The 11,601-nt window shown below is 69.8% G+C and carries 9 protein-coding genes; 5 read left to right on the top strand and 4 right to left on the bottom strand.

The window, feature by feature from the left end; all coding sequences use genetic code 11:
- Positions 1-21: 21 nt before the first annotated feature.
- The gene (locus tag NA3_RS16445; protein WP_062964470.1) at positions 22-657 is read left to right on the top strand and encodes a TetR/AcrR family transcriptional regulator; all 636 of its coding nucleotides are present in this window, start codon (positions 22-24) and stop codon (positions 655-657) included.
- Positions 658-735: 78 nt separating this feature from the next.
- On the opposite strand, the gene NA3_RS16440 is transcribed toward NA3_RS16445, so the two are convergent.
- Positions 736-1,950: a site-specific integrase gene (locus tag NA3_RS16440; protein WP_062964469.1), complete on the bottom strand. Its 1,215-nt coding sequence runs from the start codon at positions 1,948-1,950 to the stop codon at positions 736-738.
- A gap of 65 nt (positions 1,951-2,015) precedes the next feature.
- Here NA3_RS16440 and NA3_RS16435 point away from each other — a divergent pair, with 65 nt between their 5' ends.
- A complete protein-coding gene (locus tag NA3_RS16435) occupies positions 2,016-2,360 on the top strand; it encodes a GNAT family N-acetyltransferase (RefSeq protein WP_128145281.1) in 345 nt (114 codons plus the stop codon).
- A gap of 175 nt (positions 2,361-2,535) precedes the next feature.
- Positions 2,536-3,954, top strand: a complete 1,419-nt coding sequence (gene rox / locus NA3_RS16430; RefSeq protein ID WP_062964467.1) for a rifampin monooxygenase — start codon at positions 2,536-2,538, stop codon at positions 3,952-3,954.
- A 138-nt stretch (positions 3,955-4,092) separates the two neighbouring features.
- Here rox and NA3_RS16425 read toward each other — a convergent pair whose 3' ends face one another.
- Together NA3_RS16425 and NA3_RS16420 are read right to left on the bottom strand one after the other, a co-directional pair.
- On the bottom strand, positions 4,093-4,854 hold the full coding sequence (locus NA3_RS16425) for an enoyl-CoA hydratase (RefSeq protein ID WP_062964466.1): 762 nt from the start codon (positions 4,852-4,854) through the stop codon (positions 4,093-4,095).
- Between the two features lie 315 nt (positions 4,855-5,169).
- Complete coding sequence (locus NA3_RS16420) at positions 5,170-5,748, bottom strand: DinB family protein (protein WP_062964465.1); 579 nt, start codon at positions 5,746-5,748, stop codon at positions 5,170-5,172.
- Positions 5,749-6,420: 672 nt separating this feature from the next.
- Between NA3_RS16420 and NA3_RS16415 the strand changes: the two genes are divergently transcribed.
- Positions 6,421-7,395: a coiled-coil domain-containing protein gene (locus NA3_RS16415; protein ID WP_062964464.1), complete on the top strand. Its 975-nt coding sequence runs from the start codon at positions 6,421-6,423 to the stop codon at positions 7,393-7,395.
- A gap of 152 nt (positions 7,396-7,547) precedes the next feature.
- The gene (locus NA3_RS16410) at positions 7,548-8,360 is read left to right on the top strand and encodes an SAM-dependent methyltransferase (RefSeq protein ID WP_218021833.1); all 813 of its coding nucleotides are present in this window, start codon (positions 7,548-7,550) and stop codon (positions 8,358-8,360) included.
- A gap of 25 nt (positions 8,361-8,385) precedes the next feature.
- On the opposite strand, the gene NA3_RS16405 is transcribed toward NA3_RS16410, so the two are convergent.
- Positions 8,386-11,559 (bottom strand): carboxyl transferase domain-containing protein, encoded by a 3,174-nt coding sequence (locus tag NA3_RS16405; RefSeq protein ID WP_062964463.1) that lies wholly within the window; start codon positions 11,557-11,559, stop codon positions 8,386-8,388.
- Positions 11,560-11,601: the final 42 nt, after the last annotated feature.

The raw sequence follows: 11,601 nt of genomic DNA, 5'->3' as shown, positions 1-11,601 counted from the left end.
GTTCTGCGGTACCCTCGAACGGTGGTCGATGACACTGCTGCCCTGCTGCGCGAGTCCCGCGATTCCCTGCGCGTGGTCCGCGAATTCGGTCCCGCCGAACGCGCGCGCCGTGCCGAGATCGCCGCCGTCGCACGCGCGATGGCCTCCCGGCACGGCTACAAGGGCGTCACGATCCGCGAGGTCGCCGCTGAGGCCGGCACCACCCCGGTCACCGTGTACCGCTACTTCGGTTCCAAGGACGGCCTGATCCAGCACCTCATGGCCGACTGGGCCCTGGACACCCTCGCCCGTCTCGAGCGGCTGCCCGCGGACCCCGCCGCCGAGCCCGCCGACCGGATCGCCTCCGCGTTCTCCCAGTTCATCGGTTGGGCCGCCGAGGACCGCAACCTGCTGCAAGCCGGAATGAACTCCGTGCACTCCGGCGACGGGCCCGGCATCAGGGTCTGGCGGCCCCTGTTCACCGAACTCGTCCGCGCCGCGCTGGCCGACCCCGACTGGACCGACGACCACGACCAGGCCCTGATCCTCGGCCACGTCCTGACCACCTGTCTGCTCGACCTGACGACCAACCCCGCCAACATCGCCGATATTCGCCACACCATCACCCGCGCCGCACGCCTGCTCTTCCCCGCACCCACTCCTCGGAACCACCATTAGGCCGCTGCGGGACCGCGAATATGCCGATGCTGTGGGCGCGGAGTGTGCGAGCGAGGGATGGGGTTCCCCCTTCCGGCTTCACAAGCCCAATTTGGTTACCGCGTTGTCCTCCAACGGATTCGCGGTGCGGATGTAACCGTGCACGGTGCGCGGATTGGACCAGCGGCCCTGGCGCATGATTTCGCGGTCGCTCGCCCCGCCCAGTGCGGCCTGGGTGGCGAATCCGGCGCGCAGCGAATGTCCGGAGAACAGGGCCGGATCCAGTCCGGCTCGTGCGGCATAGCGTTTCACCAGTTCCGCCACCGCCCGTCCCGAGATCGGCTGCGCGCCGATGCCGCCGTGCCGCGAAACCGGCGGGAACAGCGGGGCCGCCGGATCGACCCGGGTGGCGCCGGTGAAGCCGTGGCAGCGGTGGATGTCGGTGGCGGTGACGGTGCGCTCGGTCCAGGACCGCAGATCGTCGGCGCCGCCCTCGAAGTGGATGTCGCGCAGGTCGATCCAGTCCGCGAAGGCGCACACCGGACACGTCGAGGGCCGCGCTCCGCGCGGCAGGGCCACCGATTGGGCGCCGGCGCCGGTCGGATCGGTTTTGGTCGCCGGCAGCCGCACCAGCAGCACGGGCTCGCCGGTGCGGTGATCGACCGTGACCGCCACATCGCCGACGCGTAGTCCGGCGAGTTCGCTGCGGCGCAGTGCCCCGGCGAAGCCGACGAGCAGCATGAGCCGGTCGCGGCGGCGGGCCGGCTCGGTGGGCCAGCCCGGCGCCGGTAATCCGTCCAGCAGTTGTTCCAGCGTGTGCAGCAGCACGGGACGCTTGCGGTTCGGCACGCTGCGGCGGGTACGGCGAATGCCGCGCAGCGTCAGCCGCACCACATCCGATCGGGTCGGGGAGGGCAGCCCGTTGGCGGCATGGACCGCGGCGATGGCGGCGCTCTTGCGTTCCAGCGTGGCCGGCCCGAATGCCCACTCGCCGGACGGTTTTCGCGCATCGGCGGCCGCGGCAAGATAGACCGCGACATCCAGGGCGTCCGCGGGGAGTGCGCACCGCGCCTCGGCCGCACACCACGCCGACCACCCGATCCAGTCGGAACGGTAGGCGCGCACCGTATTCGGCGACTGCGAGGCCTCGAGATAGCGGCCCAGCGCCCCGGCCTGCTCGGTGTCGAAGCGCTCCCGCACCATCCGCAGGGCGACCGTGTCGACGAGCACACTGCGCACGCCCCGCCGTAATTCGGTGCGAACCGCCTCCGGCACGGCGATATCGACGACCAGGGGATCCGGTGACACGCTCATCGCGAGACAGGCTACCGGGCAACGACGTTCGCCGCGCCCGCCCGCGCCGGGAAGAATGAACGACCGTGCCGTCCGTGACAATCGCCGCGCTCACGCTGGTCACCGCCCGCCGCGACGGTCTGCTGCTGGGTATGGGCGCGCTGCGCGATCTCGGTGCCGGGCACGCGGAACTGAAATCGATGCACATCGTCGAAGCTGCGCGCGGACACGGCGTCGGAGCCGCGATCGTCACACATCTGCTCGAGCTTGCCCGCGCCCGCGGCTGGATGCGCGTGAGCCTGGAAACCGGTGCGGGCGAGGCGTTTCGGCCCGCGCGGGCACTGTATGAGCGGTGCGGATTCGTCGCCTGCGGCGCGTTCGGTGACTACCTCGACAACGGGACGAGTGCGTTCATGACTCGCGAGGTGTGAGCGGCGGGCGGAACCATAGTCCGCGACGAAAAGGAACCCCCTCCACCTTCAATATATAGCGCACAGGGGTCTTGCGGCAAGGCCGGGGGTGTGCTGCACAATCGTCGGGCCAACGCCAGGACCTGCGGAAATCGGCTGCTCCGCGGGCTGGGCCATCACCGTCGAATGGGGTTTCATGATTGACGTGATCGTTGCCGGCGCCGGACCTACCGGTCTGATGCTGGCGTGCGAGTTGCGGTTGCACGGACTGAACCCGGTCGTGCTGGAGAAGGAGACCGAGCCGACGAAGGTTGTTCGCGCGCTGGGCCTGCACGCGCGCAGTATCGAGGTGATGGATCAGCGCGGGCTGCTGGAGCGCTTCGTCGCCCTGGGCACGAAGTACCCGGTCGGCGGGTTCTTCGCCGGTATCACGGCACCGCAGCCGGAACTGGACTCGGCCCATGCCTATGTGCTCGGCATTCCGCAGACTGTGACCGATCGACTGCTCGCCGAACACGCGGCCGAACTCGGCGTCGACCTCCGGCGCGGCTGCGAAGTGGTCGGCGCCACGCAGGACGCGGAGGGCGTGACCGTGGAACTGGCCGACGGCAACCGGCTACGCGCGCAGTATCTCGTCGGCTGCGACGGCGGGCGCAGCACCGTGCGCAAACTCGCCGGGATCGATTTCCCCGGTGAACCGACGCAGGTGGAGACACTGCTGGGAGAGGTCGAGCTGGACGCGCCGCTGGAGACCGTGACCGCGGTGGTGACCGAGGTCCGCAAGACACAGCGGCGTTTCGGGGTCGGGCCGTCGGGCAATGGGACGTTCCGCTTCGTGGTGCCGGCCGAGGGACTGTCCGAGGACCGGACGGTTCCGCCGACGATGGAGGAGGTGAAGCGGCAGCTGGTGGCCACCGCCGGCACCGACTTCGGCGTGCATTCACCGCGCTGGCTGTCGCGTTTCGGCGACGCGACCCGGCTGGCCGAGCGGTATCGGTCCGGGCGGGTACTGCTGGCCGGGGATGCGGCGCACATCCATCCTCCGGTCGGCGGTCAGGGCCTCAACCTCGGCATCCAGGACGCGTTCAACCTGGGGTGGAAGCTGGCCGCCGAACTCGCCGGCTGGGCGCCCGTCGGTCTGCTGGACACCTACGAGTCCGAGCGACATCCGGTCGCCGCCGACGTGCTGGACAATACGCGCGCGCAGATGGAGCTGATATCACTCGAGCCGGGCGCCCGGGCGGTGCGCCGGCTGCTGACGGAGCTCATCGATATCGAGGAGGTCAACCGGCGGCTGACCGAGAAGATCACCGCCACCGCGATCCGCTACGACTTCGGTGCAGAGCACGAACTGGTCGGGCGGCGTCTGCGCGACGTGCGGTTGAAAGACGGGCGCCTCTACGAGCTGATGCACGCGGGCCGCGGGCTGCTCCTGGATCAGACCGGCCGGTTGTCGGTGGCGGGATGGGCCGACCGGGTCGATCACGTCGTCGACGTCAGCGAGGAACTCGATGTCCCCGCGGTGCTGTTGCGACCGGACGGGCATGTGGCCTGGGTCGGCGACGCCCAGGACGATCTGTTCGCCCATCTTCCGAGGTGGTTCGGGGCGGCTTGATCAGGCTCCGGATCTACGGTCGCGTCGCGAGGCCGAAGGCGCGCGTTGACGGTGCCGGCGTTGAGCACCTCATCGGTGCGCGGGAGAACGGCCACGTCGGTGCGCACGCGTTCCCAGCGCAGGCGTCCGGCCGGTCGACTATCGCGGGGCGCTGATGCGCGCCTTCATCGCGGCCAGGCGGGCGGCGAATTCCTCCGAATCCAGCGATGCCACCTGGGGCACGATCTCCGCGTCGACGGCGTCGGCGTGCGAGTCCAGGGTGCGTGTGTGGCGCATGGTGCGCTTGGTGGTGACCAGTAGATTGCGCGGCGCCGCCGCCGCGCCGGACGCCAATTCGACTGCGGCGGAAAGCAAGTCGTCGTGGTCGCCGAGTACGACACGATGCACCAGGCCCGCGCTGTGTGCCGCGTCGGCATCGAGGATCTCGCCGAGCAGCGTCATGGCCGCCGCCTGCTGCGACCCGACGGCGCGCTGCAACATCCAGGTCATGCCGCCGCCCGGATGGATACCCAGCCGCAGGAATCGCGCATCGAAGCGAGCGCGCGGACCGGCGAGGCGCACATCGGCGGCCAGCGCCAGATTCAGCCCCGCGCCGACCGCGGCCCCGCCGACCGCCGCGACGGTGGGCAGCGAGCACTCGGCCACGGCGAGGAATCCGGCGTAGATGGCCCGCAAGCCTTCCTCCGCCGCCTCCCCGAGTGCGCTGAGGTCTGCGCCCGCGCAGAATGCCGGCGGAGCCCCGGTGATCACCACCGCGTGCACCCCGGCATCGGCCTCCGCCTCGGCGATGGCCGCCGCCAGCTGCTCGGACAGCCCGAGTGTCAACGCGTTTCGGCGCTGCGGGTCCGATACCGTCACCACCGCGACCGCATCGCGCCGCTCCACCGTGATCTCCGCCATGGCGTCATCGTAAGGGAGACGTCGGTCGATACGATCAGGGAATCCAAGTCGAACCGGACGAGCGAGGGAGCCCGCATGAAGGCGATCATCGTCTGTGTCTCGGTATCGCACGGCAATACCCGGCGGATCGCCGAGGCCATGGGGGGGCTCGGTGCCCGGGTCGTCGAGCCCGACGAAACTCGATCCCGCCGGAGGATTACGCGCCCGGGTCACCGCCGGGTCCTGATGCCTTCGCACCCCGATCATTCGCGCGGCCGGTACGCGGCGGGCCGGCAGCACCCGGCTCGCCGCATCGTGCGGTGCTCGACCGGCAGGTCAGCCCGCGGTCCGGCCGTCCAGTGACTCGCGAATGATGTCGGCGTGCCCGGCATGCTGCGCGGTCTCGTGGATGAGGTGCATCAGGACCCGGCGCACGCTACGGACCGCCCCGGCTTCGTGCCACGGCGCATCGGGGAGCGGGTGCGTGGCCGCGAGATCAGGGACGCCGGCGATGATCTCGTGCGTGCGCGCGGCGATCTGCTCGTAGCGGGCCAGGATGCCGGCGAGCGTTTCGCCCGGCAGCATCACGAAGGTGTTGCGGTGGTCGATGGCCCACTGCGGGTATTCCCGCGCGGTGCCGGAGGCGAAGTCCGCCCACGTGACGCCCTCGGGCAGCTCGTAGGACATGGCCGAGGGACCCTCCACCACGAACCGCAGCCAGTTGTCCTCCATGGCCGCCACATGTTTGACCAGCCCGCCCAGCGACAGGGCACTGACGGTGGGATGCGCGCCGGCCTGCTCGTCGGTCAACCCGTCGACGGTGCCGCGCAGAGCGCTGCGTGCGGCGGCGAGCTGGGCGAGCAGATCGGCGCGTTCACCGTCGAGTGGGGGCACCGGGGTGTTCTCGGAGGTCATCGTTGTCCTTTCGGGTCATTGTCGATTCCGGTACCGACAATCGCAGCGAACTAGGTCGGATCTTGTCCGCTTGTCTCTCGGTGGATGAAATTTGTGTCGCGGGCCGGTCATACCGTCCCGCGTGGGGGACCGGCGGCGACGGGCTCTAGCTCTCGGTCACCCCCCATCCTCGCGGTTCGCCACTCCATGGGCGAGAAGGGCTGTCGGGGGCGTCCGTGAGATGCCTGGCGTTGCGTTCGGGGTGTCGGCGTCACCGTCTTAGCCGATTGGTACGCAAGTACCACCGAGCACAGTTTTTCATGAGTTGCGTTGGGATTACGTTTGGTTGGACGTGACCAAACGTAAACGCAATGGCGAGAGTAATTCTGGACGACGAGCGCGCCGCTGACCTCCGATAAGGTTCACTTATCGGAGGTCAGGCCACAGCGGAACCTCTTGGCGATTCACCGCTTTCGTTTCGTGTCATTCCGTTGGGGACGACGAAACAAACGCTACGATTCTCCTGTGTCGAGCATCTGTAACTACCCGGGCTGTACGCGCACCATCACTCGCGGCGGGACTCCGGGACGGCCGTCGGAATATTGCGACCACCCCGAACACACGCGATGGCGGGCATGGCGGGAGCGGCAACGCCGCCAGCAGGAGGGTGAGGGGACGGAGACGAACGTCACTGTGACGCAACCGGGCCCGGTGACCGCCGCCCGGGTGCGGGCCGACGAGATGCTCACTCAATTCCGGACTCTGGCCGACCAGCTGAGCAACACGTTGTCGGTGGCGGTGGCCGAACTATCGACCCTGGCCGACCCCTCGGTGGCCGAAGCGCAGGTCCAGGCCGTGCAGGCCGATGCCGCGCGGCGAATCGCGGAGGCCGAGGTCGCGTCCGTGGCGGCCGAGAAGGCGCGGCGCGAGGCCGAAGAAGCCCGCGCCGCGGCCGAATCGGCAGCCGAAGACGCCGCCGCGGCCGCCGAGGCCGCCGAAGCGCGCATCGCGGAGGCACTGGCCGCACGCGACGACGCACTGCGAGAAGTGCAGCGCGTCAGCAAACAAGCCGCCGACGACGTGTTCGCCGCACGCACCGAGGCCGACACCGAGATCCGCGCGGTTCGCGCGCAGTGTGCGCACGATGTGGACGAGGCGCGACGGCACGCCGCCGAACAGATCGACCTGGCGCGCACCACGCTCACCGCGGAGCTCGAACAGGTGCGCCGCGACAGTGCCCAGCGCATCACCGCCGCCGGCGCCGAGCGTGACCTTGCCGTCCAGCGCGCCGCCGACGCCGAACGCGCCATCGAGCGCGCCGAATCGGCGGTCGCCGAACGGAACCGGACGCTCGAGGAGGTCAAGGCGGAATTGGCCCGTGCCCGCGGCGAGATCGACCGGATGCGTGCGGAGGCGATCGCGGCACAACAGCGCGCAGCCGACGACATCGCCGCCGTGCGCGCCGAAGCCGCCGCGGCCGCCGAACGCGTCGCGCAGCAGACCGCGGCCCGGCTGGCGGCGGTCGAGGACGCGCGCCGCCAGACTTTGGCCCGGGCCGAACGGGCCGAGGCGCAACTCGACGCCGAACTGTCGCGGCGGACCGGCATGCGCACCGCCGATGCGAGCGAATCAGGCACTGGCGCAGCAGAAGTGGCCGATCCCCGCTGATGTGGTGATCATTCACGCCATCAACCGGCGACAGGCCCGGAAAACCACGCCGAGACCGAGTCGATCGTCGGCTTCGGTGGGGGGCGACCGCTATGCTCGACAACTACATCAGCCACGGCTGCGACGGGCGTCGTGGGAACGAGAGGTGACAAGTGAACGACGACGCCATGCGAGCACGGCAAGCAAGGCCGAGCGTGGCACGGGTATACGACTACATCCTCGGCGGGCGGGACAACTACGGCGTCGATCAGAACCTCGCCGACTACTTCATCGGCTTCCTGCCCGGTTCCGAACAGGTCGCGATCACCGCTCGGGCCGCCACGCTCCGCGCCGTACGCAGCATGTGCGCCAATGGGATTCGCCAATACATCGACCTGGGATGCGGATTGCCCACCAGCGAGAACGTGCACGACGTGGTGCGCCGTCAGCATCCCGACGCACCGATCGTCTACGTCGACAACGATCCGTTCGTCGTCGCCCACGGCCGCGCACTGCTGTCGATCGACGATCGGATCACGGTGCTCGATGGCGACCTGTGCCAGGTCTCCGACATCGCCGGCAATCCGGACGTCGCGCGGCTGATCAACTTCGACGAACCGGTGGGCCTGCTGTTCGGCGTCGTGCTGGCCTTCGTGGAGGACAACGAGAATCCCGCCGGTGTGGTCGGCGACTGGGCCGCCCGCGTTCCGGCCGGCAGTCAGGTCTACATCTCCCATTTCCGCTCCGGGCACAACCGCGAGACCAACACCACCGAGCGGAAGGTGCTCGACGCCTTCGGGCGCGGTCGCTGGCGCAACGACGACGAGATCGAGGCGCTGTTCGGAGACCTGGAACTGCTCGATCCGGGCCTGCAGCCGTGCGCGCGCTGGTGGCCGCAGTCCGCCGCCGAGGACTCCGGCAACGGCCGCGAACTCAGCGTGTGGGAGCAACTGATCGTCGCCGGGCTCGCCCGCAAAACCGCCTGAGCCGCACGGGGTTCGGCGCCCGCGCTCAGCGCAGGGTGCCGATCCAGCGGCGCGTCTGCGCCGGATCGATGACGTCGTCGAGTTCGAGCACCGTCGCGGCGGTGAGCGCCTTCCCGCTCTCGTAGGCGGCACGAACGAGATTGTCGAATGCCGTGGCCCGCTGCGCCGGATCCTCGATCGCCGCGAGTTCCTTCGCGAAACCCAGCCGCACGGCTCCCTCCAACCCCATACCGCCGATTTCCCCGGTGGGCCAGGCGATGACGAACCGCGGGGCGCGAAACGATCCGGCCGCCATCGCCTGCGCACCCAATCCATAGCCCTTGCGCAGAATGACGGTGCCCCACGGCACCGACATCGCCGCCGCGTCGATGAACAGACGGCTGAACTTGGTGACCGTGGCATGGGTTTCGGCCTCCGGTCCGACCATGAAACCCGGTGTGTCACACAGCGATACGATGGGCAGACCGTGCGCGTCGCACAACCGCAGGAAGGCGCTGAGCTTGTCGGCCGCCGGTGCGTCGATGGCGCCGCCGAGGTGATGGCAGTCGTTGGCGATGAGCCCGAAGGGCCTGCCCTGCACGCGGATCAGGGCGGTGACCACGCCCACGCCCCAGTCGCGGCGCAATTCCAAGACCGAACCGGTGTCGGCGACCGCGGCCACGGCCGCGCGGATGTCGTAGGCCCGCAGCCGGTCCTCCGGCACCACATGGCGGGCCAGTCGCGGGTCCGGCTCCTCCCACGTGTCGAGCGTCCCTTGGAAATACCCGAGATAGTCGCGGGCGATCGCCACCGCCTCGGCCTCGTCGCCCGCGACGATGTGCACCACACCATTGCGGCGCTGCACCCGCACCGGGCCGATCTCCTCCGGCGTGTACACACCCAGTCCGCCGCCCTCGATCATCGCGGGCCCGCCCATGCCGATATTGGCGTCGGGTGTGGCGATGACGACATCACACATGCCGAGCAGCGCGGCATTACCGGCGAAACAGCGCCCGGACACGATGCCGATCAGCGGGACCTTGCCCGACAGGGCGGCCATCGCGCGGAACGTCGTCACGTCCAGTCCGGAGATGCCCGCGTGATCGGTGTCGCCGGGCCGTCCGCCGCCGCCCTCGGTGAAGAACACCACCGGAAGTCGTTGGTCGCGTGCCAGTTCCAGCATGCGGTCGGTCTTGGCGTGATTGCGCATGCCCTGGGTACCGGCCAGCACGGTGTAGTCGTAGGACATGACCACCGCCCGGGAGCGGTCGTGCCCGAATCGGCCGGCGTTGATCGTCGCCACACCCGCGACGAGTCCGTCGGCGGGCGTATTGGCGATGAGATCGTCGATACTGCGCCGGGAACGCTGCGCCGCCACCGCCAGCGCCCCGTATTCGACGAAACTGTCGTCGTCGACCAGATCCGCGATGTTCTCGCGGGCGGTGCGACGCCCCAGCCGGTGCCGTTTGGCCACCGCCTCCGGACGTGCCTCGTCGAGTCCGGCACGGTGGCGGGCCCGCACCTGCGCGAGATCGTCGCGTTCGGCGTCGAGGTCCACGGCGGCGAGGCCGGTGTTCTCACCGTCGTGATCCGCGTCGTCCCACACCAGCAGTGGCGCATGCGGATCCACCACCGTCGCGGGTTCGGCCAGCACCCGCAGCACCCGCAACGACTGGGCGGCGCGGACCACGTGATGCATCTTCATCGCCTCGACGACGGCGACCTCGGCACCCGCGGCTACCACCGTGCCCGGTGCGGCGACACTGATCACCGTGCCGCCCAGCGGTGAGCGCAACACCTGCTCGTCGCCGTCGTACTGCTCCACCGCCGCCGGCGCAACGTCGACCGGGGGCGCCGGCGGGGGAGCCGATTCCCCGGCCCGCGCGGTCAATTCGGCGCTGTGACGTTCGAACCACATCGTGTCGACCGTGGTGTCGCCGGATAAGGCGTCGAGGACGGCGCGCTGCAGGGCGACCGTGGTGTCGATGCCGTCGATCGTGGTTTCGGCCAGTGCGTCGGCGGCTCGCCGCAGCGCCGCCGGGTAGGTCGGTCCGCGCGCGATGATCTTGGCCAGCAGTGAATCGAAACCGGCGCCCTGACGCATGCCGCTGTAGGCGGCGGTGTCGACGCGCACACCGGATCCGGTCGGCGGGGTGAACCGGGTGAGCACTCCGGTGCTGGGCAGGACATCACCTGTCGCGCTGAGGATTTCGGCATTGACCCGCACCTGCACCGCATATCCGCGGGGGGCGTGCGACAGTTCGAGCTCGTTCAGGGTGTGCGCCTGCGCGAGGTCGAACTGCACGGCCACCAGATCCAGGCCCGTCACCTCCTCGGTGACGGTGTGCTCGACCTGCAACCGCGGATTGACCTCGAGAAACCACGCGGTGTCGTCGCGCACCAGGAATTCGACCGTGATCACGCCACGGCAACCGACCGTTTCGGCCAGTCGCACCGCCGCCGAATGCAGGCGCTCGCGCATATCCGGCGCGAGGGAGGGCGCGGGCGCGATCTCGATCAGTTTCTGGCGCCGCCGCTGCACGCTGCAATCGCGATCGCCGATCGCGACCGCGCGCGACCCGTCGGCGACGATCTGCACCTCGATGTGGCGGGCATGTTCCACCAACGCCTCGGCGTAGACGGTGTCGTCACCGAAACCCGCACGGGCCTCGGCGCGACACTGGGCATAGGCCTGCGCCAGTTCCTCGCGACAGCGCACCACGCGCATCCCGCGGCCACCGCCACCGGCCGTCGCCTTGATCATCACGCCCTCGGGATGGGCGAGCAGCAGGGCCTCGATCTGTTCGGGCCCGGCGGCGCCGGCGGTCGCGGGCAGCACCGCGACACCGGCCTGTTCCGCGGCGCGCCGCGCCGCCACCTTGTCGCCGAAAATCCGCAACACCTCCGGAGCCGGCCCGACGAACACCAGCCCCGCCGCCGCGCACGCTGCGGCGAAATCAGCGCTCTCGCTGAGGAATCCGTATCCCGGATGGACCAGTGCGCCCGGCCCCGCACTCCCGGCGGCCGCGACGACGGCGTCGATGTCGAGGTAGGCCGCGGCTCCGGAGCCCGGCAGCCGGACCGCCTCGTCGGCCAGCCGCACCGGCATCGCATCCGGCTCGTCCGCCGTCGCCAACGCCCGCGTGCCGTAGCCGCGCTCTCGCGCCGTCCGCAACACTCGGACCGCCACTTCACCCCGGTTCGCCACCACCACCTGCATGCGGCCAGTCTGATTGACATTGACGTCAACGTCAATATGCTG

The sequence above is a fragment of the Nocardia africana NBRC 100379 genome (genome assembly GCF_001612635.1).
Lineage (GTDB): Bacteria > Actinomycetota > Actinomycetes > Mycobacteriales > Mycobacteriaceae > Nocardia > Nocardia africana.
This window is presented reverse-complemented; position numbering and strand designations above follow the sequence as displayed.

Coding starts and splice junctions, on each gene's coding strand:
- NA3_RS16440 (WP_062964469.1), bottom strand. CDS start 1,950: ATGAGCGTGTCACCGGATCCCCTGGTCGTCGATATCGCCGTGCCGGAG.
- rox (WP_062964467.1), top strand. CDS start 2,536: ATGATTGACGTGATCGTTGCCGGCGCCGGACCTACCGGTCTGATGCTG.
- NA3_RS16425 (WP_062964466.1), bottom strand. CDS start 4,854: ATGGCGGAGATCACGGTGGAGCGGCGCGATGCGGTCGCGGTGGTGACG.
- NA3_RS16420 (WP_062964465.1), bottom strand. CDS start 5,748: ATGACCTCCGAGAACACCCCGGTGCCCCCACTCGACGGTGAACGCGCC.
- NA3_RS16405 (WP_062964463.1), bottom strand. CDS start 11,559: ATGCAGGTGGTGGTGGCGAACCGGGGTGAAGTGGCGGTCCGAGTGTTG.